Origin of the sequence: Streptomyces sp. NPDC049597 (assembly GCF_040675505.1) — a bacterium.
In the GTDB taxonomy this organism is placed as follows: Bacteria; Actinomycetota; Actinomycetes; order Streptomycetales; family Streptomycetaceae; genus Streptomyces.
On sequence record NZ_JBFAOY010000016.1, the window covers coordinates 121,043 to 142,998 of the forward strand.

Consider the following 21,956-nt stretch of genomic DNA (forward strand, 5'->3'; position numbering starts at 1 on the left):
CCGACCGGCCGTGGCGGGCCGGTGCGCGGACGAGGCGGTGGGGGAGGGGGCTCGGCACGGCGCGGCGGCTCGTGCCGCCGGGGCACGGCGGACCGTGCGCCCGACGGACGGCAGTGGGGGCGCCTGTGCTGTGGGCGTGGGCAACTCGGCGCTTCAGAGCGCCGGTTGCGCGGCCCTCAGAGCCGGTCGAACACGGCCCCGGTGCCGGGGCGGTGGACGCGGACGGTGCCGGTGTGCACCTCGTAGTACCAGCCGTGCAGTGTCAGGGAGCCGTCCTGGAGCCCCTCCTGGACAGCGGGATAGCCGCGCAGTGTGTCCAGTTGCGCCAGCACGTGCTGCTGGACGGCGCCGGCCAGCTCGGGGGAGTCGTCGGTACCGCGCTCCACGCGGGTGGTGTGCTCCAGCCACGCCCGCACGGCGGGCACCGAGGACAGGTCGTCGCCGCGGACCACGGCGCCCACCGCGCCGCAGTGGGAGTGGCCGCAGACGACGATGTCGCGGACGTGGAGCACACGCAGCGCGTACTCGATGGTGGCCGCCTCGCCGGCGGGCCGGCCCTGCGCGGGGTAGGGGGGAACGATGTTTCCGGCGGTGCGGAGCTCGAACAGCTCGCCGGGGCGGGCGCCGGTGAACCACGCGGGGACGACGCGCGAGTCCGAGCAGGTGATGAAGAGGACGTCGGGCGCCTGGCCGTCCGCGAGGCGTGTGAACTCCTCCGCGTCGGCGGCGACACGGTCCGCGAAGGACCTGGCGTGGTCGATGAGCGACTGCATGATGGCCTGCCTCCTGCACCGCGGCGAGCGCCGGGGTGCGGTGTGGTCGGGTCAGATGGACAGTGGTGTGACGGTCGGCAGGGTGCCGGGGTGGGCGCCTGGCCTCGCGTCCCGGTGTCCTGCGCGGCGGCCGCGGGGTGCTGCGATCGCCGTGTCCGCGGTGTGATTCTCGTCGACCGCCACTACCAGGACTTTACCATCGCATTACCTGGTGATGACAGATCACAAATACGCCATCCCGGCATACTTGGCCGACTCGATCTTTGCGCCGGCCAACGCGGGATCCGCGCGCGACACCAGCGCGGCCCCTTCCGCCGAGGGGACGTCTCGGCCATCATGATCGGGCGTCAGAGACGCCTTCAGTGAAGAGGTGACGCCCATGGCCGGGTTCCGGATGGGGCACGGAGTTCTGCGCCGCAAACCCATCGAGCAGATCGAGGAGGCCGATGTCCACCAACGGCTGACCCGCACCCTCGGGCTCTGGCAGCTCACCGCCATCGGTGTCGGCGGCATCATCGGCGCGGGCATCTTCAGCCTGGCCGGTGCCGTCGCCAACGGCACCGCGGGTCCGGCCGTGCTGGTCTCGTTCCTGATCGCGGGCGTCGCCAGCGCGGCGGCCGCCTTCTCGTACGCCGAGTTCGCGGGAATGATCCCGAAGGCCGGGTCGGCCTACACCTACGGGTACGCCGTCCTCGGCGAACTGGCGGGCTGGTTCATCGGCTGGGACCTCCTGCTGGAGTACACCGCCATCGTGGCCGTCGTGGCGATCGGCATCTCCGGGTACTTCAACTTCCTCGTCGTCTCGATGGGCGCCGAGCTGCCGGCCTGGATGCTGGGCGCGCCCGGCACCGGGGACGGACACAGGATCGACCTGTTCGCCGTGCTGCTCTGCCTGCTCATCGCCTACCTCCTCACCCTCGGCATCAAGAACGCGGCCCGCTTCGAGACGGGCGTCGTGGTGCTCAAGGTGCTCGTCGTCCTGCTCGTCATCGCCGTCGGCGTGGTGCACATTGACACCGCCAACTACGACCCGTTCTTCCCCTACGGCGTGGGCGGGGCGTTCACGGGAGCGGCGACGGTGTTCTTCGCGGTCTTCGGCTACGACGCGATGTCCACGGCCGCCGAGGAGTCCAAGGACGCCCAGCGCCACATGCCGAAGGCGATCGTGTACTCGCTGGCCATCTCGATGGTGCTCTACGTGCTCGCCTGCCTCGTTCTGACGGGCATGCAGAACTACCGCGACATCGACAGGGAGAGCGGCTTCTCCACGGCCTTCCAGTCGGTGGGACTGTCCGGGCTCGCCGACGTGATCGCGGTCGGCGCCATCATCGGCATCCTCACCGTCATGTTCACGTTCATGCTGGGCGTGACCCGGGTCTGGTTCTCGATGAGCCGCGACGGGCTGCTGCCCAAATGGTTCGCGAAGACGCACGAGACCCGGCACGTGCCGACCCGCGTGACATGGATCGTCGGCTTCGCCTCGGCCGCCATCGCCGGATTCCTGCCGATCGGCGAGGCCGCCGAACTGACCAACATCGGCATCCTGCTGGCCTTCGTCGTGGTGTGCATCGCCGTGATCGTGCTGCGCTACCGGCGGCCCGACCTGCCGCGCACGTTCCGGTGCCCCGGCATGCCCGTGGTGCCGGCGCTCGGTGTGATCTTCTCGATCTGGCTGATCACCTTCCTGCAGTGGCAGACATGGGCGCGGTTCGCCGTCTGGTTCCTCGTCGGAATGGTCTTCTACTTCGCCTACTCGTACCGGAAGTCGGAGCTCGCCAAGGCGGAGGCGGCGGCGAAGGCCGGTTCCGCGGCGCCGCCGCGCGAGCCCGGAGGAAGCTGACACCGACGCGGGCCCGGCCGTCACGACGGCCGGGCCCGCGTCCGCGTACCGCGGACCGGGAAGCGCTCTCCCACCCGCACACAGACGACATGAGGCCATGCGGCCGTGCCCCGGTGGAGTGAGTGCGCGGGCCGGGTGACAGAGGCGGCGGCGCACGGGGTACCCATGCGGCGTTGTTTTCCCGAGCGCCGGAGGATGCTGCCCCATGCCCCTCAGTCTCAGCAACGGCGCCGCAAGGTGGCTGGTCGCAGCCCTGTGCGCCGCCCCGCTGCTCGCCGCGTGCACGCAGACACCGTCCACGCCCCCCTCGCCGCCCTCCCTCGCGGCGCCCGCGACCGCCGAGGGGCCGTACGGCCGGCACGACGCCGCCGGGCAGGACGCCCGCCCGGGCGCCCGCTTCCGGCCGCCGTCCCCCGCCCACCTCCCCGGAGTCGGACCCGCCACCCGCGCCGATGTCCCGGTGGGCACGCGCCAGGCCCTGGTGGTCGTCGGCGAGACGCAGGACACCAGCGACGCCACCGCGGTGCTCTACGAACAGGACGCGACACTGCAGTGGAGGCGCGCCGCCGGGCCATGGCCCGCGCACAACGCCGTGCGCGGCTGGACGCGCGACCACCGCGAGGGCGATCTGCGCACACCGATCGGAGTCTTCGGGCTCGGCGACGCCGGCGGTCTGCTGCCGGACCCGGGGGCCCGGCTGCCGTACGACCAGGACGACGAGTTCGTCGCCAGCGGCACCGGCTTCCTCGGCGAACCCCTCGACGGCTCCTTCGACTACGTGGTCGCCATCGACTACAACCGCGTCCGGGGAACGACTCCGCTGGACAGGAAGCGGCCGCTCGGCTCCGACAAGGGCGGCGGCGTGTGGATCCATGTCGACCACGACGGCCCCACCCAGGCGTGCATCTCGCTTCCCCGGGACGCCATGCGGGAGCTGTTGCGCGCCCTGGACCCGGGAAAGCAGCCCGTGATCGTCATGGGGCCCGCCGCCGAACTCGCCCGATGACCGCCCGGCGGCCGGGGCCGCGGCGGACGCCGGCGCGGCTTGTGCGCGTATGGGCCGGGGTGGATTCTGGAGGAGATGAACGGTGCCGGTTCAGCCGCCATGAGTCCGTGGAACGCGGCGAACACATGGACCGCATGGAGCGTGCCGGAGAGCGCTGATCCGCGTGGCCCTCTCGACCTCGCCAAGGCGGCCACGGTGGTCCTCGATGCCCGGAACACGGTCATCGGGTGGAGCCCCGCGGCCGAGTCCCTGCTCGGACACCCGGGCGAAGCGGTCGTCGGGCAGCCGGTCGACGTGCTTCTCGGATCCCATCCGGCCGACGCCGGACGGCGCACGGCGCACGACCTCCCGCCCAGCGGCAGCGACACCCGTATGGCACGCCACCGCGACGGCCACGCCGTACAGGTGGTCGTGGACGTGTGCCCGCTCACCGGCGGCGGCCCGGCGGCGCGCATCCTGGTGATCGCCGAGCTGGAGGGTCTGCGTCTGTCCGAGACCCGGCGGGCCATGCTGCACGGGCTGACCACCCAGTCGGCGATCGGACTGGCCGTCTACGACACCGATCTGAGGCTGACGTGGGCCAACACCGCGCACGACCACGAGGTGGGCCGCCCGCTGGCCGAGTACCGCGGCCGGAGGGCCGACGAGCTGTACCCCGACGGCGCCCTGCTGACCGCCGACGGCCGCACGCTCAACGACGTCATGCACCAGGTGATCGACACCGGCGAGCCCGCGATCGACCTGCACTTCCGCGGAAGGATCCCCAGCGATCCGGAGAGGGACCACGTCTGGTCGTGTTCGTACTACCGGCTGCTGGACGCCGACGGGCGCGTGCTGGGCGTCTGCGAGGACGCGTTCGACATCACGGCCCGCTACGAGGCCCAGAACCGCCTGGCCCTGCTCGTCGAGGCGGGCCGCCGTATCGGCACGACGCTGGACATGTCCGTCACGGCGCAGGAGATCGCGGACATCGCCGTCCCGGACTTCGCGAGCGCGGTCACGGTCGACCTGGAGCGCGTCGTGCTGGAAGGCGGCGAGCCCGGCACCGAGGGGCCGGAGGACTCGGTCTACGTCCGTGTCGCCGCCCGGTGCGACCCGCGGTCCGGCGCGCAGAGCGTGCTGCCGGTGCCGTACCCGGACGAGGGCGAACCGCCGCCCGGGCGCGAGGGCGAGCCGGTCCGTCGTGTGCGGTACCCGCGGGGCTCTCCCCAGCTGCGGAGCCTGGCGTCAGGAGGCCGGGTGCTCGACGAGAACACGCTGGTCGTGCCGTTGCGGACGCGGGGCGGCACGATGGGCCTCGTCACCTTCGTGCGCACCGGCCGTCCCGTTTTCTTCGACAACGGCGAGGTCGCGCTCGCGGACGAGTTGACCGCACGTGCCGCCGTGTCCATCGACAACGCCCGCCGCTTCACCCGCGAACGCGTCGCCTCCCGCACCCTTCAGCGCCAGTTGCTGCCCCAGCATCTGCCGCAGCAGCCCGCGGTGGACGTCGCCCACCGCTACCTGCCCACCGACGACGTGACCGGGGTCGGCGGCGACTGGGCGGACGTCATCCCGCTCTCGGGCGCACGGGTCGGCCTGGTCGTCGGCGACGTCGTCGGCCACGGGCTGCAGGCGGCGGCCACCATGGGCCGGCTCCGAACGACCGTCGAGGCGCTCGCCAGGCTGGACATGGCCCCCGACGAACTGCTGACCCGCCTGGACGACCTGGTCGGCCGGTCGCCGGAACGACATACCGACCTCGTGGAGGACGCCGCGCCCGGCCGGCCGGCCGGAGCCGGCCTCCACCCCGACGTGGCCATCGGCGCGACCTGCCTCTACGCCGTCTACGACCCGGTCTCCCGCCGCTGTGCGATGGCCAGAGCCGGCCACCTGCCGCCCGCGATCGTGAAGCCCGACGGCTCGTGCGCCTTCATCGAGCTGCCCGCCGGGCCGCCGCTGGGACTGGGCGGAATGCCGTTCGAGGCGGTGGAGACGGAGCTGCCCGAGGGCAGCCTCATCGCCCTGTTCACCAACGGCCTCGTCGAGGCGCGCGACCGCGACGTCGACGACGGACTCGACACACTGGGCCGTCTGCTCTCCGACGGCCACGGCAGGCCGCTGGAGGAACTGTGCGACCGGGCGGTGGCCGAACTGCGCCCCCGTGGGGCCGCGACGGACGACACCGCGCTGCTCCTCGTGCGTACGCGTCAGCTGGGCGCCGCCCAGGTCTCCGTCTGGGAGCTCCCGGCGGAACCCGTCGTGGTCGGCCGCGCCCGCGAACTCGTCACCGGACAGCTGGGCGAATGGGGCCTGGACGAGCTGGCGTTCGCGACGGAGCTCGTCGTCAGCGAACTGGTCACGAACGCCGTCCGCTACGCCGGGGGTCCGCTGCACCTGCGCCTGATCCGGGACCGGGCCCTGCTGTGCGAGGTCGCCGACGCCGGGCACACGTCACCGCACCTGCGCCACAGCACGGTCGAGGACGAAGGCGGCCGGGGACTGTTCATCGTCGCCCAGCTCGTGCAGCGGTGGGGCACGCGGTACACGAGCTCCGGCAAGATCATCTGGACGGAACAGGAGTTCCCCGACGGCGCCGACGGCGGCTGAGGCGCCCGCGGGTCACGCCGCGTGGTGCGCCAGGGCGGCGTGCGGATCCGCCGTCCCGGGCCGGGGTGCCGGGTCGGCATGGACGAGGGCGGCCGTCAGCCGGGGCAGCGCGTGGAGCAGCGCGTGCTCGGCGTCCACGGCCACCCGGTGCGCCTCGAACACGGTCAGCCGGCCGTCGACGACGACGGCGACCTCCGCCCGCAGGTGGTGCCCGATCCAGCGCAGCCGCAGCTCGCCCACCGCGCGCACGCCCCTCACGCCGCGCAGTGACTGCTCCGCGGCGTCCATCAGGGCGGGGTCGACGGCGTCCATCACCCGGTGGAAGACCTCCCGGGCGGCGTCGCGCAGCACCAGCAGGATCGCGGCCGTGATGGCGAGGCCGACGACCGGGTCGGCCAGGCGCCAGCCCACGGCCGCGCCGCCCGCGCCGAGCAGAACCGCCAGCGAGGTGAAGCCGTCGGTGCGGGCGTGCAGCCCGTCGGCGACCAGAGCGGCCGAGCCGATCCTGCGGCCGGTGCGGATGCGGTAGCGCGCGACCCACTCGTTGCCCGCGAAGCCGATCACGGCCGCGGCGGCGACGGCGGGCAGGTGGCTCACCTCCCGAGGATTCAGCAACCGGTCCACCGCCGACCACGCGGCGAAGGCCGCCGATGCGGCGATGGTCAGCACGATCACGATGCCGGCCAGGTCCTCGGCCCGCCCGTAGCCGTAGGTGAACCGCCGGGTGGCCGCCCGCCGGCCGAGGACGAAGGCGACGCCCAGCGGCACCGCGGTCAGCGCGTCGGCCGCGTTGTGCACGGTGTCGCCCAGCAGCGCCACCGAACCCGAGAGCACCACCACGACGGCCTGCGCCGCCGCCGTGGCACCGAGGACGGCCAGCGAGATCCACAGCGCCCGCATGCCCTGGGCGGAGGACTCCAGTGCCCGGTCGACCTTGGCGGCCGACTCGTGGGAGTGCGGGCGGAGCAGGTGCGCCGCCCGGTGACGCATGGCGGACCACCGGCCGTCCGGCCCGTGCCCGTGAGAGTGGTGGTGCCGGTGACCGTGGTCGTCGTGTGTGTGCTCTGTCCCCGCCATACGGCCTACCGTCGCATGCGGAACCCATTGCGGCTACAGCCGTCGTACACCCCGTGACCAGGTGCGACATGCTCGCAGGTGCGTCCGGTTCGGCCCCGCGGGGCACGCCGGCCGGACCACGGCGCCGGAGGCGTGAATGCACGACGGTGGCGGCACCCCGTGCGGGTGCCGCCACCGTCGTGCACCGGTCGGCCGCACCCGATGGGCGCAACAGCGGATGCCGCCCTTCTCACCTGAACCTATGGTCATGGACAGCCTGCCCCACCGTTGTGGCAGCTCCGCCGAGAGAAGGGCGCCTGATGCATCGTCACCATTACGGCCAAGCCGGGGGAATCCGCATCGGAGCGGGTCTGTGCGTCGCTGTCTCCGCCTCACTTGCCCTGCTGTGCGCCGCTCCGGGCGCCCGGGCGGACGCCGCGCGCGGCATGGTGCCCATGGGCCCACGGGTCGACTGGAACGCCATCGCCCTGTGCGAGTCCAGCGGCAACTGGCACGCCAACACGGGCAACGGGCACTACGGCGGCCTGCAGTTCACCCAGTCGAGCTGGCGGGCGGCGGGCGGCCTGAAGTACGCGCCGCGGGCGGATCTGGCGACGAGGTCGGAACAGATCGCGACGGCGAAGAGACTCGCCCGGATCCAGGGCATGGGCGCCTGGACCTGCGCCGGCCGCTGAGAGGGAGGCCGGCCGCCGCTGGAGAGCGGGGGAGTGCCGGTGGTCCTGCCCGGACTGCCGGCACCCCACCCCTCGACCGTGATCAGCCCTCGACAACGCCCGACTTGGCGATCGTGACCTTGGACTTGAGCGCGCCGCTGCGCGAGCCCAGCGCCTCGATCTGCTTCACGACGTCCATGCCCTCGACGACCTCGCCGAAGACGACGTGCTTGTTGTCGAGCCAGTCGGTGACGATCGTGGTGATGAAGAACTGCGAGCCGTTGGTGTTGGGGCCCGCGTTGGCCATGGAGAGCTGGCCCGGCTTGGTGTGCTTGATCTGGAAGTTCTCGTCGGCGAACTTCTCGCCGTAGATGCTCCGGCCGCCCGTGCCGTTGCCGCGGGTGAAGTCTCCGCCCTGGAGCATGAAGTCCGGGATGACGCGGTGGAAGGACGAGCCCTCGTAGCCAAAGCCGTGCTCGCCCGTGGCCAGCTCGCGGAAGTTCCTGGCGGTCTTCGGGACCACGTCGTCGAACAGGGCGAAGACGATCCGGCCGGCGGGCTGGTCGTCGATGGTGATGTCGAAGTACACGTTGTTACTCATGACTGCATCCTGACATCTGTGGTCACCACCGCGCACACCAGGCACACCCTTCGCCCCGCTTCGGGCGGAGCGTCAGGTACCGAGCAGGGCCTCCAGCGGGATGTGACCGTCCGTCAGGGACTGCTCCGTCCAGATCACCTTCCCCGTCGGTGTGTACCTCGTTCCCCACCGCGTGGAGAGCTGGGCCACGAGGAACAGGCCGCGGCCTCCCTCGTCGGTGGTGGCAGCGCGGCGCAGATGGGGCGAGGTGCTGCTGCCGTCGGAGACCTCGCACACGAGAGCACGCTCGTACAGGAGGCGTACGTGGATCGGCTCGGAGCCGTAGCGGATCGCGTTGGTGATCAGCTCGCTCAGCACGAGCTCCGTGGTGAATCCCACATCGTCCAGCCCCCACTCCTCCAGCTGCCTGGTGCAGGCGCTTCGGACCGGGGCGACGGCGGCGGGGTCGCGGGGCACGTCCCACGTGGCGACCCGCCCCGGATCCAGCAGCCGGGTACGCGCCACGAGCAGGGCGATGTCGTCGCGGCGCGGCGTGGGCAGCATGGTGTCCATCACCGCCTCGCAGATGTCCTCGGGGGCGCCGTGGGCATGGTCGGAGAGCACCCCTCGCAGCGCCTCCAGTCCGGAGTCGATGTCGCGACCGCGGTGTTCGACGAGTCCGTCGGTGTACAGGACGAGCCCGGTGCCCTCGGGCAGGCGCACCTCCGCGGCCTCCATCGGCAGGCCGCCCAGCCCCAGCGGGGGTGAGACGGGGACGTCCACGAACCGCACCGTCCCGTCCGGGTGCACCAGGGCGGGAGCCAGGTGCCCGGCCGTCGACATGCAGCACGCTCCGGAGACGGGGTCGTAGATCGCGTACAGGCACGTCGCTCCGGTGGTGCCCTCGCCGTCGCCGCCCGGCTCGTCCTGGTCGATGCGGCTGACCAGTTCGTCGAGGCGGGTCATCAGCTCGTCCGGAGGCAGGTCCAGCGTGGAGAAGTTGTGCACCGCGGTCCGCAGGCGGCCCATGGTCGCCGCGGCGTGCAGTCCGTGGCCGACCACGTCGCCGACGACGAGCGCGACCCGCGCCCCGGGCAGCGGGATCACGTCGAACCAGTCGCCGCCCACCCGCGCCTGCGCGGGCAGGTAGCGGTACGCGATGTCGAGGGCGCCCTGGCTGGGCAGCACGTGGGGCAGCAGGCTGCGCTGGAGCGTCTCGGCCATCCGGTGCTCGCGCGTGAAGCGCCGCGCGTTGTCGACGGCGACGGCGGCGCGGGCGGCCAGCTCCTCGGCGAAGGACAGGTCCTCCTCCTCGAACGGGTCGGGCCGCTCCGAACGCCAGAAGTTCACCATGCCCAGCAGTACGCCGCTGGCCTGCAGCGGCGCCGTGATGAGCGAGTGGACGCCGTAGGCCAGGGCGACGTCCGCGCCGTGGCGGTCCTGCGCCCGCCAGGCGTCCGCGACCGTCAGATCCGCCTCCAGGGCGGCGTGACCGCTGGCCATGGCCGCCGCCATCGGCGTCGCGTGCGCCACGAAGTGGATCACGTCGCCCACCGGCTGGAAGGGGTGGTCCGCCCGGATACCGCACAGCGCCGCCCGGCGCATCGCCGACGGCGCCCCCGAGGGCTCGTCGCCGTGCAGCACCGCGTCGGGCAGTTCGACCGTGACGAAGTCCGCGAAGCGGGGGACCGCGACCCGCGACAGCTCCTCCGCGGTCCGCACCACGTCCAGCGTGGTCCCGATCCGCACCCCGGCCTCGTAGAGGATCTTCAGGCGCTCCCGGGCCACCTCCGCCGTGCCGGCCAGGGCCCGGAGCTCAGTGGTGTCGCGGAGCGTCGCCACGTTGCCCGAGTTCCCGCCGTAGGGCGCGGTCGGGCGGGTGCTGACGGCCAGCAGCCGGTCCCCGGCCAGGTGCACCTCGTCGGTGACGGCACGGTCGGAGACCAGCAGCGCGCTGATGCCGCGGTCCAGGTCCAGATCGGCGACCGGCTGCCCGTCGGCGTCGGGCGGCAGCTCCAGGAGGCGGCGGGCCTCGTCGTTGGCCAGCATCAGGCGGTCGTCGCCGCCGACGATCAGGACGCCCTCGCGCACCGCGTGCAGGACCGCGTCGTGGTGCTCGTACATCCGGGTCATCTCTTCGGGGCCGATGCCGTGGGTCTGGCGTCGCAGGCGCCGGCTCACCAGGGCGGCGCTGGCCGTGGCGAGGGCGAGGGCCGCGCCGGCGGAGCCGAGGAGCACCGGGAGCTGCCGGTCCACGGCGTTGCCGACGTTCTCGATCTGGACGCCGGCACCGACCAGACCGATGACGGATCCGTCGGGCGTCATGACCGGAACGATCGCGCGGGCCGCGTCGCTCGGAGCTCCTTCGAAGATCTCCGTGAACGCCTCCCCGGCCCTGGCCCGCTCCACCCCCACGGTGACCCGGCCGACGAGGTCGGGGGAGGTGTCGGCGTAGCGCATGCCGTCCGGTGCCATCACGGTGATGAAGTCGACCCCCGACTCGCGGGCCGCGGCCGCGACGAGCGGCTGGAGCGCCGCGCTGGGGTCGGACGAGCGCAGAGCGGCCGCGGTCCCCGGGGCGTGGGCGAAGGCGGCGGCGGTGGACAGCGACCGGTTCTGCGCGTCCTGCTCGCTGTCGTGCCGTGCCTGCAGTACGAGGGCGATCACAGCGGCCACGATGAGCAGCACCGCGACCACGGTCTGGAGGAAGAGGACCTGCCCTGCGACGCTGCGTGAACCCAGCAGGGACAGCGGGCCGCGCAGGACGCGCCGCAAGGCGCCGAACCTGTCGAGCCTGTGCCGGTTCATAGCGTTCCACTCCCGGGGACCTGGGCGTCCGTGGCGGGCGGACCTCCGGAGAGGCGGCGGGCGGCCGAAGGCCGGGGGCCGTGGCGACGGCCCGATCTTGCCCCCTTCTAGCATCAATGTACTTTTCGCCCTCGTGGGGTGCGCCCCGGAGGGCGTTGGGGTCCGCGCCCGGCGCACACGGTGGTGATCCTGGTGGGTGGACGGTCGCCGGTGGCGGCGCGGCGGCGATCCGCCGGCGCGGACGACCGCCCGCCCCCGTGACGGCCCGTGGCGTACGGGCGCCGCGGCCGGCCGCTCGGGTGTCAGGCGCGCAGGTCCGTCCGTGCCGACAACCCCTGACGCAGGCAGTCCGCGAGACGGGCCGCCGTGGTTCCCCCGGGATCGAGCCGGGGGTTGAAAATGGTGACGTCCAGCCCCCGGGCCCGCTCGTCGGCCAGTGCCGTCGTCAGGACCGTCTCCAGCTCCGTCCACGACAGTCCGCCGGGGATCCTGTAGTCCACGGCCGGCATGATCGCGTCGTCGAGGACGTCGACGTCGAGGTGCACCCAGAAGCCGTCCGTCTCCCCGCCGGAGAGGCGGTCGACCGCCTGGCGCGCGGCCGCCGCGGCTCCCGCCGCCCGGACACGGTCGAGCCCCATCGCGTGCAGGCGCGGCGGCAGCGGCTGCGTCCCCGCCCGCGCCGATTCGGCCGCGTCGCGGAAGCCGAAGGCGACGACGTCCTCGTCCCGCAGCAGGGGCCCGCGCCCCTCCAGGTCGGCGAGGAGCCGGGGCCCGCGGCCCGTGGCCAGGGCCAGTTCCATCGACGCCGCCTCGCCGGCCGGCTCGGCGGAGGGCTGGTAGAAGTCCGTGTGGCCGTCGAGGAACAGCAGGCCGTGGCGCCCGCGGCGGCGCAGCGCCAGCAGGTTGCCGAGCAGGATGCTGCAGTCGCCGCCGAGCACGACGGGGAAGTGACCACGCAGGAGCACGCCACCGACCGCGTCGGCCAGTTCGACCGAGTACCGCGCGATGCCCCTGGGGTTGAGGACCCCGGTCTCCTCGTCACGCCTCGGGTCGTACGCCGGCGCTTCGACCCTGCCCGCCCGCACGGCCCCGGGCAGACGCAGCAGCCCGGCCTCCAGCAGCGCCTGCGGGAGGTCCTGGACGCCGGACGGCCGCAGACCGAGCACGGACGGCGCCTCGATGAACTCCAGTACCTGCACGTGCGCACCCCTTCGCCGACGAGGCGGCCGCGGGAGCCGCGCGACGGGGCGCGACAGCGCGGGGCCGTGGACCGGACCCTACGCCGGGCCTTCGGGCGGACGGCGCCGGGACGTGAGCCGCGGGGTCCGTTCTCGTGAACGGGGCCACCCGCCCGGGGGCCCGGCCTGTCTCAGCCGAGGGCCGGGCTCGCGGCCTCGGTCAGGACGTGGGGGCGGGCGAGGTTGTCCGGGTGCAGGACGAGCTGGAGCTCGCTCTCGGTCAACAGGCCCTTGTCCAGCACCAGTTCGCGCACGCTGCGGCCCGTCACCAGCGCCTCCTGGGCGACGGTGGTGGCCTGCTCGTACCCGATGTGCGGGTTGAGCGCGGTCGCCAGGCCGATGGAGTGGGTGACGAGGTGGGCCAGGTGCTCGCGGTTCGCGGTGATGCCGGTGACGCAGCGCTCGGCGAGGGTCAGGCAGCCGGCCCGCAGGTGCGACAGGCTCTTGAGGAGGCTGTGGGCGATGACCGGTTCGAAGGCGTTCAGCTGGAGCTGACCCGCTTCGGCGGCCATGGTCACGGCCATGTCGTTGCCGATGACCTCGAAGGCGATCTGGTTGACGACCTCGGGGACGACGGGGTTCACCTTGCCGGGCATGATGCTGGATCCCGCCTGGACCGCGGGCAGGTTGATCTCGGCGAAGCCCGCGCGCGGTCCGCACGACAGCAGCCGCAGGTCGTTGCAGACCTTGGAGAGCTTGACGGCGATCCGCTTCAGCACGCCCGACAGCTGGACGAACGCGCCCGCGTCCTGGGTGGCCTCGACGAGGTCGTCGGCGACCGTCAGCGGCAGTCCGGTGACGGCGCGCAGGTGACGGCAGGCCAGCGCCGCGTACTCGGGGTGGGCGTTGAGCCCGGTGCCGATGGCGGTGCCGCCGAGATTGATCTCGCGGATCAGCTCCCGTGCCTCGGTGAGCCGCTTGTGGTCCTCGGCCAGCATGACGGCGTAGGTGGCGAACTCCTGGCCGAGGGTCATGGGCACCGCGTCCTGGAGCTGGGTGCGGCCCATCTTCAGGACGTCCGCGAACTCCTCCGCCTTCGACGCGAACGCCGAGCGCAGCACGTCCATGGCGTCCAGCAGGCGCTGGGCCGTGAAGTCGAGGGCGATCTTCACGGCGGTCGGGTAGACGTCGTTGGTGCTCTGGCCCGCGTTGACGTCCTCCAACGGGTGCAGGTGCGCGTACTCGCCCTTGCGGTGGCCGAGGAGTTCCAGGGCGCGGTTGGCCACGACCTCGTTGGCGTTCATGTTGGTCGAGGTGCCGGCGCCGCCCTGGATCACGTCGACGACGAACGCGTCGTGGAGCCGCCCGGCCCGGATCTCCTCGCACGCCGCCACGACCGCGTCCGCCTTGCGTCCGTCCAGCAGGCCGAGGTCGCGGTTGGCGAGGGCCGCGGCCTGCTTGACGCAGGCGAGGGCGGTGACGAGGTCCGGATAGGCCGAGACGGGGGTGCCGGTGATGGGGAAGTTCTCCACCGCCCGCAGGGTGTGGATGCCGTAGTAGGCGTCGGCGGGGACGTCGCGGTCACCGAGCAGGTCGTGCTCGGTACGGGTCCCGGTGCGGACGTGGTCCTGGTGCGTGGCCATGGAGGTTCGGACTCTCCTGTCGCGTGGGTACGCGGGGTCGGGGCGTGGGTGACGGGTGAAGGGGCTCGGAGCACGCGTGGCGCGGGGCGTGGCTCGGGTGCGGCCTCGGGGCCGCGCGGCAGGGCTCAGGCGCGGGCGAGCTCGGCCGGTGACGCCGCGTCGGCCGGCGCGGGCACGGCGAGGGCGTGGCGCAGTACCTCGTCCCGCTCGCGCGGGTCGGAGGTGGCGAGCAGCGCGCTGAGCACGGCGATACGGGTCTGGCCGGCCCGCAGCGTCCCTGCCGGCACGGCCCCGGCGGCGACGAGGTCGACCGCACCGCCGTGGGTGTAGATCTCGGCGACGGGTCCTGCCTGGACACGCGTGGTCAGGGCGACGAGCACGCCGCGGGACACCGCGGCGGCGACGGCCTCGACGGTCTCGGGAGTGGCGTTGCCGGCGCCGGTGGCCACCAGGACGATGCCCTGCGCGCCGGCGGCGACGGCCGCGTTCAGCAGATACGGGTCGGCGTCGCAGTGGTGCATCACCATGTCGACGCGCGGCGGGCTGTCGGGCATGGCCGGGAGGGGAAGGCCGGCAGGACGCCGGGGGTGGCGCAGGACCGAGACGCGGCCGAAGCCCACGTTGCCGATGCGGGTGCCGGAGGGGTCGGCGAAGGCGTCCGCCGCGAGCGTCTGCGTCTTGACCGTGCCGCGGGCGGCGTGCACCTTGCCGTCGAAGGCGACCAGCACGCCGAGGCCGCGGGTCGTCGAGGCGGTCAGCAGCGCGTCGTGGAGGTTGCCGGGGCCGTCGCCGTCGGCCGCGTCGAGCGGCAGCTGCGCGCCGGTGAAGACGACCGGGCGCGGGTCGTCGTGGTGGAGGTCGACGAGGAACGCCGACTCCTCCAGCGTGTCGGTGCCGTGCGTGACGACGATGCCGTCCACGCCCGGGTCGGCGAGCACCTCGTGGACGGTGCGCAGCAGGGTCAGCTGGTGGGCCGTGGTGACACGCGGGCTGTTCACGCTGAACAGGTCGACGACCTCGATGGTGACGCCCTCGGGGACCGCCGCGGTCGCCATGACCTCCTGGCCGTGGGCATCGGCGGCGAATCCGGACCCCTGCCAGCGGCTGGCTATGGTTCCGCCGGTGCTGATGACGACGATCCGTCCCATCTGCGTTCTCCTCGTCGATGCCCCGGTGGGGGCGGCATTTCGCGTGCGACGCAATGATAGGTGGATTGTCCCGCAATATGATTGCCTCTTCGGCTGGCATGGTCGAGAGGTCGTAGTGGATAATTGCGCAATGGACGCCATCGATCGTGCAATCTTGCGTGAGCTCCAGAAGGACGGACGGCTCAGCAACCAGGACCTGGCGCAGCGCGTGGGACTGACGCCCTCGCCCTGCATGCGCCGGGTCCGGCAACTGGAGCAGGACGGCGTGATCCAGGGCTATCGCGCGGTGATCGACCCGGAAGCCGTCGGGCGCAGCTTCGAGGTGCTCGTCTCCATCGAGGTGCGGCGCGACCGCGAGGCGGTCGAGGCGTTCGAGGCGGCGCTCCAGGACATCCCGGACGTCATCGAGGCCTACCGGTTGTTCGGCAGCCCGGGGTGCCTGCTGCGCATCGCGGTGGCCGACCTGCGGGCGTACGAGCAGCTGTGGATCGAGAAACTCACGGCCCTGTCCGGGGTCACCGAGGTCAATTCGCAGATCATCATGAAGCGGATCAAGGACCCCGCCGGCCTGCCGGTGGACGGCTGACGCCCACGGGCCGGTCCGCCGGCGGCGCGGGGGCGGGCCGGGGCCGTGCCGATGCCCTGATCCCGGGCGTCGGCAACGCTCGGGATCACGATCTGGGCGAGCGGGCCCGCGTGCCGTCTCAGCCGGTGTGCAGGATCCGGAAACGATCGGGTTCCGCCGGATCCCGGTCGACGACCTGGACCGGCGTCCGAGCCCACTGCCAGACGCCGGTGCCCGGCCTGCGGGAGAACCGGATCTGCCCGCGGGTGCCTGCGACCGCGACGCGCGGCCAGGATCCGGCGGCCCGCGCCCGGTCCGCGCCGTGAGAACGCAGCACATCGGCGAGGACGGCGACCGTGTCGTAGCCCTCGAAGGCGACGAAGGAGGGCGCTTCGGCCAGCCGCTCGCCAAGGGCAGCCTCGACTCGTGCGCCGAGGGGGCTGAGGCGCTCGGGCAGGTAGCGCAGGAACGGGACCGCGGCGCCGTCGTCGCCCAGCACCGCCGCCCATTCGGCGAACTCCGGCTGTCCGGCCGGCGCGCCGATCATGATCTCGGCGAGGCGCTGGTCGCGGCGGACGGCCTTGACGACCGGCACCGACGGCTCCGGGTGGCCGACCAGAAGGAGCAGGGCTGTCGCGCCGTTGTCGACGAGCGCGTCGCACACGGCCGCGGGAGCGAGCGCGCCCATGTCGAGTTCGATGACGGTGCCGCCGCGTGGAGCGAGATGGTCCCGCAGAATGCGGGTCCCGGATGCCCAGTAGACACTCGGCTGGGCCGCGACGGCTATGCGGCTGTGGCCCGCGCCGAGGAGGAAGTCCGCGTAGATCCGCCAGCCGTGGGACTGCGGCGGGCACAGGCGCGCGACCCATTCCGTCGGCTGTTCGGTGAGCGCGTCGAGCACCGCTGACGAGCACAGGAACGGCAGGCCGAGGGCGTCGGCCCTGGCGGCGGCGGCGCGAGCGACGACGCTGTGGTACTCCCCGGCCAGGGCCACCACGCCCAGGCGATCCAATTCCTCTATGGCCGCCTCGGCCTTCTGCGGATCAGCCGCGGTGTCCCGGACCACCAGCTCGAGTGGTCTTCCGGCGATCCCGCCGGCGTCATTGACGTCGTGAACGGCCAGCTCCAGTCCGGCGAGCAGGTGCCGGCCCGCCTCGACCCAGCCGGGCCGAGTCAGCGGAACGAGAGCGCCGATCCGGACGGATGACCCGTCAGTGGGCTCCGGTTCGGGGGGCGGTGGTGGCGTACTCATGCGGTGGCCTCTCCCGTATGACGATTCGGTGGCCGGTTGCCCGGATCGCAGAGCGGCAGGGCCCGGGTGGAACGCGCCCGTCCCTCTCGCCGTGGCGGGCGCACCTGGGTGATCATGCCGGACATTGCATCCGCCACCGTCGCGGGCAGGCAACCGATTATCCGGGTGGATCGTGCACGTCAGGCGCCCCGGGTTCCGCCGGGCGGAACCAATCCCTCTCGACGAGCCTCGCGAGGTTGTCCAGGGCCATGCGCGTGCCGGTCTCGTTGTCGGCGGCCGGCACGCCGTCGGGGATCCCCTCGTGCACGATGAGGACATCGGTGCCGCCGCCCGCGTCGGTGAGCGTCGTCGTCATCGTCATCTCGCCGCGCAGCGCGGGATCGGCCGTCTCGAACTCGAACACCTCGACGACCCGCTCGTCGGGCACCAGCCGCACGAAGCGTCCGTGGTACGTGTCCGTCCGCCCGCCCGACTTCCCGGCGCCGCCCGGTCCCTCGTAGGTGAGCGAGACGCGGAACGCGCCGCCCTCCCGGGCGTCGAACTCGTGCACCCGGCTGGTCATGCCGGCCGGCACCCGCCATGTGGCGAGTGCCTCCGCATCGAGAAGCGCCCGGTAGACGACGGAACGCCGTGCCCTGATGTGCCGGGAGATCTGCGTCGTGTACACGCCCGGCAGCATACGGCTCTCAGGTGGTCCGGATCGCCGGGTCGCTCACCCCCGGCGCTCCGGTCTCCACGTGACCGGCGAAGCGGCGCAGGAACACGCTGTTCGTGTCGCAGACCACCGACACGTCGTACCAGCGCCCGGTGCCGCTCAGGTCCACCGTGTGCGTCACCGTGGCCCCGGCGCGCAGGGCGAGGGTCCGGGGCGCTCCGCCGTAGGCGTTGGTGACCGTCAGGTTCGCGGCCGTGGTGCCGGGGTTGGTCAGGGTCAGGTCGAGGTTTCCCGTGGTGGCGTTGTGGCGGGCCCTGGCTTCGACGGTCACCGTCTTCCCCGGGCTCCTGAAGGTGCGCAGGAAGCCGTTCGGTCCGTGCACGGTGAGGTGGTGGGTGCCCCTGGAGTAGGCGGAGTTCCAGGTGTCGGTGACGGTCTTGCCCGCCTGGGCCGTGTAGGTCCACGGGGCGTCGGTGCGGTTCGGCGACGTCACGTAGAACTGCGCCCCGGCCGCCGCGCCAGGACCGAACGTGAGGGCGATGCGCCCGTCCGCCGTGTTGACGGCGCTGTCGACGTAGGGCGCGTAGGGCAGCGGCCGGGTGGGCCGCGCGCCGGGCTCCTGCGCCGGCATGCTGCCGACGGCGGGAGGGGTGGGCCGGTAGTCGGGGTGGCGCTCGTGGTCCGGTGGCTCGTAGGCCGAGGTGTCGGGCAGTGTCACCGGAGTGGTGTCGGTGGCGTCGAAGTCGAAGGCCGAGGTGAGGTCGCCGCAGATCGCGCGGCGCCAGGGGGAGATGTTGGGTTCGGCCACCCCGAAGCGGCGCTCCATGAAGCGGATGATCGAGGTGTGGTCGAAGACCTCGGAGCACACGTAGCCGCCGGTGCTCCACGGGGAGACGACCAGCATCGGCACACGCGGGCCCAGGCCGTAGTGGCCCGCGGCGTACGAGCTGCCGCCCGCGTAGAACTCGGTGGAGGTGTCCGCGGTGGACCTGCCCTGCGCGGCCGACGCCGGCGGGTACGGGGGCACGACGTGGTCGAAGAATCCGTCGTTCTCGTCGTAGGTGATGAACAGGGCCGTCCTGCTCCACACCGCCGGGTCGGCCGTCAGCGCGTCGAGGACGCCCGCTATGTACCAGGCGCCGTAGTTCGAGGGGAAGTTGGAGTGCTCGGTGAACGCCTCGGGGGCGGCGATCCAGGAGATCTGGGGGAGCCTGCCGGCCTGTACGTCGGCCCTGAGGCCGTCGAAGTACCCGTCGCCGCTCTTGACATCGGTGCCGGTGCGGGCCTTGTCGTACAGCGGGCTGCCCGGCTGGGCGTTGCGGTACTGGTTGAAGTAGAGGAGCGAGTTGTCGCCGTAGTTGCCGCGGTAGGCGTCGCTGATCCAGCCCCAGTGGCCGGCGGCGTCCAGGCCGTCGCCCGTGTCCTGGTAGATCTTCCAGGAGATCCCCGCCTGCTCCAGCCGCTCGGGGTACGTCCTCCACCCGTAGCCGGCCTCCTCGTTGCCGAGGACGGGCCCGCCGCCCGCGCCGTCGTTGCCGGTGTGACCCGTCCACATGTAGTAGCGGTTGGGGTCCGTGGCCCCGATGAACGAGCAGTGGTACGCGTCGCAGACGGTGAACCTGTCGGCGAGGGCGTAGTGGAAGGGGATGTCGTCCCGGTTGAGGTACGCCATCGTCGTCGGCGTCTTGGCGGGCACCCACTGGTCGTACCTGCCGTTGTTGAACGCCTTGTGGCCGCCCGCCCAGTCGTGGTTGAGGCCCTGGAGGAACTGCATGCCGAGATCCTCGGCCGTCGGGTGGAAGGGGAGCGTCACCGTCTTGCCGTCCGACTGGTGCCAGACCGGTTTGCCGCTGGGAAGCGTCACGGGGCGGGGGTCACCGAAGCCCCGGACGCCCTTCAGCGCGCCGAAGTAGTGGTCGAAAGAACGGTTCTCCTGCATGAGCACCACGATGTGCTCGACGTCCTGGATGGTACCGGTGCGGCGGGCCGCGCGGATGGCCGCGGCGCGGTCGATGCTGCTCGACAGCGCCGCGAAGCCCGCTGTCGCTCCCGCGATCTGCAGAAAGCGGCGCCGGTTGATGTCACGCATGGGCGAGGCCTCTTGGGGGGTAGGGGAACAGGAGCGACCGGCATCCTCCAAGAGTGCCCAGCGGAAGGGAAGGGGCCCGGGCTGCTGTTCCGGTGAACTGTGGGTGGTTTTACGGGTATTGGAGCCGAGCGCCGGGGAGCCGGTCCGGCGTGTTCCCGTTCCGGTCGATGCCGCCGGTGCACGGATGGGTCGTCAGCCGCGTACCGCTCGCTCTGCTCCCGGACCGGTGCGGGTGCCGGACGTCTCGCCGCCCGCGGCGGCGGGAGCGGCGAGCCGGGCAGATGCCTCGAGGGCCAGGGCCGCGGCGACGCACAGGGATCTGATGCGGTGCACGAGTGCCTCCGGGAGAGGAGCTGTGGGGGAGGTGGGGCACGTACACACCACAGGATGGGAGCGGCGGCGCGGCGAGGGCATGGACTTACGGGGATGCCGGTTGGACTCTTGTGGCACGTGCCGCTCGGCAGCGGCGGACGACGGCAGGCGAGCAGCGGCCGTGCGCCAGTTCACCGACCGTACTCACCGGTAAATGGGGTATCAGCGACAATCCCCGTCAATGTTTTTCTGAAGAATTTACTTCCGGTCGAATAGCTATTCACTGTGACGGGCATCACAGTCTGCTTTCCTGGACACGGCCGTGCGCACCCCGTTTCGATAGACCCCGTGGGGCCGACGATCTTGGCCCCGGATTACGGGGGAAATTCCCGAATCTTGTCGTTGGCAATGGTGCTGAACGAGAGGTGGGGGCGTGTCAGGGATCCTGACGTGCACAAATTCAGGGGACCGGTGTCACCACCGGGGCCCCGGTCGGACGTCCGGTTGCCGGGGGCGCGGTACGGCAGGACCATGCTGAGCCGCTTCCTTCCGGCGCGCGGACCGGCGCGCACCCTCACCGGCATCACGCTGGTGCACACCATGGGTCAGGGCCTGTGGATGGCGCTCAACGCCATCTACGCGACCACCGTCCTGCACCTGACACCCGGCCAGTTCGGCATCGGGCTCGGCCTGGCCGCCGCTGTCGCCCTCGCGGTGAGCACGCCGACCGGTCACCTGGCCGACCGGATCGGCCCGCGGGCCGTGCAGATCTGGTCCTTCATCGCCCTCGGACCCCTCACCGCCGCGCTCCTCGCCGTACAGGGTTTCGGCATGTACGTCCTCGTGGTGTGCGTCCAGGCGGTCGCCTACAGCGCCAGCCGCAGTGCGCGGATGGCCATGGTCGCCGGCCTGATCCCACCCGAGGACCGGGTCACCGTCCGGGCGCACCTCCGGGCCGCCAGCAACATCAGCGTCTCGGTGGGCGCCGCCCTCGCCGGTCTGCTGCTCGCCTTCGACTCGGTTTCCGCCTACAAGGCCGCCGTGGTCTTCAACGCCTCGACGTACCTGATCACCGGCCTGATCTCGCTGCTCCTCCCGGCCGTCGCGCCGCAGCCCGCCCGCCCGGGGCCGGCGCTGATCGTGCTGCGGGACCGGCCCTACCTGACCTTCGTCGTGCTGGACGGGCTGCTGTCCATGCACAACCTGCTGCTCGACGTCGTCCTGCCGCTGTGGGTCCTGCACCACACGGACGCGCCGCGCTGGATGATCGCCGCCATCCTGCTCACCAACACCGTCGCCGTGGTCCTGTTGCAGGTCAGAGCCGCGCGCGGCACCGACGAGCCGCGTGCGGCGGCCAAGGCGTCCCGGTCGGGATCGCTGTGTCTCGCAGTCGCCTGCGTCGTCTTCGCGCTCACCGGCGGCGCCTCCGCGGTGCTCGCCGGCGTGCTGCTGCTCGTCGGCGCGCTGGCCCACGTCCTCGGCGAGATCCGGCAGTCGGCCGGGAGCTGGGGCATGTCGTTCGGCCTGGCGCCCGAGCACGCGCAGGGCCAGTACCAGGGCACGTACGCGATGGGTTCCGACATGGGCAAGATGATCGCTCCCGCCCTGCTGACCTGGCTCGCCATCGAGCACGGCACCGCGGGCTGGGTGGTGATGGCCGCCGGCTTCGCCCTGGTGGGCTGCGCCATGCCGTTCCTCGTGGACTGGGCGAGGCGGAGCGCGAAGCCCACGCCCGATCCCGTCACGGCGTGAGCGGGCGGCCCTCCGGCAGCTGAGCAGGGACCTGGT

Annotated in this window: 17 protein-coding genes; 6 read left to right on the forward strand and 11 right to left on the reverse strand. The window is 72.4% G+C overall.

Annotated features, from left to right (window positions below; genetic code table 11):
• Positions 1-176 precede the first annotated feature (176 nt).
• The gene (locus AB0K02_RS19900; RefSeq protein WP_365993765.1) at positions 177-773 is read right to left on the reverse strand and encodes a carbonic anhydrase; all 597 of its coding nucleotides are present in this window, start codon (positions 771-773) and stop codon (positions 177-179) included.
• A gap of 379 nt (positions 774-1,152) precedes the next feature.
• Between AB0K02_RS19900 and AB0K02_RS19905 the strand changes: the two genes are divergently transcribed.
• From AB0K02_RS19905 to AB0K02_RS19915, 3 genes are all read left to right on the forward strand, one after another.
• Entirely contained in the window at positions 1,153-2,613 is a 1,461-nt protein-coding gene (locus AB0K02_RS19905) for an amino acid permease (protein ID WP_365993766.1), read from the forward strand.
• Positions 2,614-2,818: 205 nt separating this feature from the next.
• Positions 2,819-3,619, forward strand: coding sequence for a L,D-transpeptidase family protein (locus AB0K02_RS19910; RefSeq protein WP_365993767.1), 801 nt, complete (start codon positions 2,819-2,821; stop codon positions 3,617-3,619).
• Between the two features lie 99 nt (positions 3,620-3,718).
• Entirely contained in the window at positions 3,719-6,208 is a 2,490-nt protein-coding gene (locus tag AB0K02_RS19915) for a SpoIIE family protein phosphatase (RefSeq protein ID WP_365993768.1), read from the forward strand.
• Between the two features lie 12 nt (positions 6,209-6,220).
• Here AB0K02_RS19915 and AB0K02_RS19920 read toward each other — a convergent pair whose 3' ends face one another.
• Complete coding sequence (locus AB0K02_RS19920) at positions 6,221-7,285, reverse strand: cation diffusion facilitator family transporter (RefSeq protein WP_365993769.1); 1,065 nt, start codon at positions 7,283-7,285, stop codon at positions 6,221-6,223.
• A 299-nt stretch (positions 7,286-7,584) separates the two neighbouring features.
• Between AB0K02_RS19920 and AB0K02_RS19925 the strand changes: the two genes are divergently transcribed.
• Positions 7,585-7,959: a transglycosylase family protein gene (locus AB0K02_RS19925; RefSeq protein ID WP_365993770.1), complete on the forward strand. Its 375-nt coding sequence runs from the start codon at positions 7,585-7,587 to the stop codon at positions 7,957-7,959.
• A gap of 82 nt (positions 7,960-8,041) precedes the next feature.
• Here the strand turns inward: AB0K02_RS19925 and AB0K02_RS19930 are convergent, their stop codons facing one another.
• From AB0K02_RS19930 to AB0K02_RS19950, 5 genes are all read right to left on the reverse strand, one after another.
• Positions 8,042-8,539, reverse strand: coding sequence for a peptidylprolyl isomerase (locus AB0K02_RS19930; RefSeq protein ID WP_365993771.1), 498 nt, complete (start codon positions 8,537-8,539; stop codon positions 8,042-8,044).
• Between the two features lie 72 nt (positions 8,540-8,611).
• The gene (locus AB0K02_RS19935) at positions 8,612-11,326 is read right to left on the reverse strand and encodes a SpoIIE family protein phosphatase (protein ID WP_365993772.1); all 2,715 of its coding nucleotides are present in this window, start codon (positions 11,324-11,326) and stop codon (positions 8,612-8,614) included.
• A gap of 302 nt (positions 11,327-11,628) precedes the next feature.
• Positions 11,629-12,525 carry an arginase family protein gene (locus tag AB0K02_RS19940; RefSeq protein WP_365993773.1) on the reverse strand — a complete coding sequence of 299 codons (897 nt, stop codon included), beginning with the start codon at positions 12,523-12,525 and terminating at the stop codon, positions 11,629-11,631.
• 170 nt (positions 12,526-12,695) lie between these two features.
• Positions 12,696-14,147 (reverse strand): aspartate ammonia-lyase, encoded by a 1,452-nt coding sequence (gene aspA, locus AB0K02_RS19945; protein WP_365993774.1) that lies wholly within the window; start codon positions 14,145-14,147, stop codon positions 12,696-12,698.
• A gap of 125 nt (positions 14,148-14,272) precedes the next feature.
• Complete coding sequence (locus tag AB0K02_RS19950) at positions 14,273-15,295, reverse strand: asparaginase (protein WP_365993775.1); 1,023 nt, start codon at positions 15,293-15,295, stop codon at positions 14,273-14,275.
• A gap of 130 nt (positions 15,296-15,425) precedes the next feature.
• Between AB0K02_RS19950 and AB0K02_RS19955 the strand changes: the two genes are divergently transcribed.
• Positions 15,426-15,881 (forward strand): Lrp/AsnC family transcriptional regulator, encoded by a 456-nt coding sequence (locus tag AB0K02_RS19955; protein ID WP_177148056.1) that lies wholly within the window; start codon positions 15,426-15,428, stop codon positions 15,879-15,881.
• A 118-nt stretch (positions 15,882-15,999) separates the two neighbouring features.
• Here the strand turns inward: AB0K02_RS19955 and AB0K02_RS19960 are convergent, their stop codons facing one another.
• The 4 genes from AB0K02_RS19960 to AB0K02_RS19975 all read right to left on the reverse strand — a co-directional run bounded on the left by AB0K02_RS19960 (position 16,000) and on the right by AB0K02_RS19975 (position 20,189).
• On the reverse strand, positions 16,000-17,112 hold the full coding sequence (locus AB0K02_RS19960; RefSeq protein ID WP_365993776.1) for an ABC transporter substrate-binding protein: 1,113 nt from the start codon (positions 17,110-17,112) through the stop codon (positions 16,000-16,002).
• A 157-nt stretch (positions 17,113-17,269) separates the two neighbouring features.
• Positions 17,270-17,779, reverse strand: coding sequence for an SRPBCC family protein (locus tag AB0K02_RS19965; RefSeq protein WP_365993777.1), 510 nt, complete (start codon positions 17,777-17,779; stop codon positions 17,270-17,272).
• A 19-nt stretch (positions 17,780-17,798) separates the two neighbouring features.
• The gene (locus AB0K02_RS19970; RefSeq protein ID WP_365993778.1) at positions 17,799-19,856 is read right to left on the reverse strand and encodes a phosphocholine-specific phospholipase C; all 2,058 of its coding nucleotides are present in this window, start codon (positions 19,854-19,856) and stop codon (positions 17,799-17,801) included.
• 192 nt (positions 19,857-20,048) lie between these two features.
• Positions 20,049-20,189 carry a hypothetical protein gene (locus tag AB0K02_RS19975; protein WP_365993779.1) on the reverse strand — a complete coding sequence of 47 codons (141 nt, stop codon included), beginning with the start codon at positions 20,187-20,189 and terminating at the stop codon, positions 20,049-20,051.
• A 510-nt stretch (positions 20,190-20,699) separates the two neighbouring features.
• On the opposite strand from AB0K02_RS19975, the gene AB0K02_RS19980 reads away from it, so the two are divergent.
• On the forward strand, positions 20,700-21,920 hold the full coding sequence (locus tag AB0K02_RS19980; protein WP_365993780.1) for an MFS transporter: 1,221 nt from the start codon (positions 20,700-20,702) through the stop codon (positions 21,918-21,920).
• Positions 21,921-21,956: the final 36 nt, after the last annotated feature.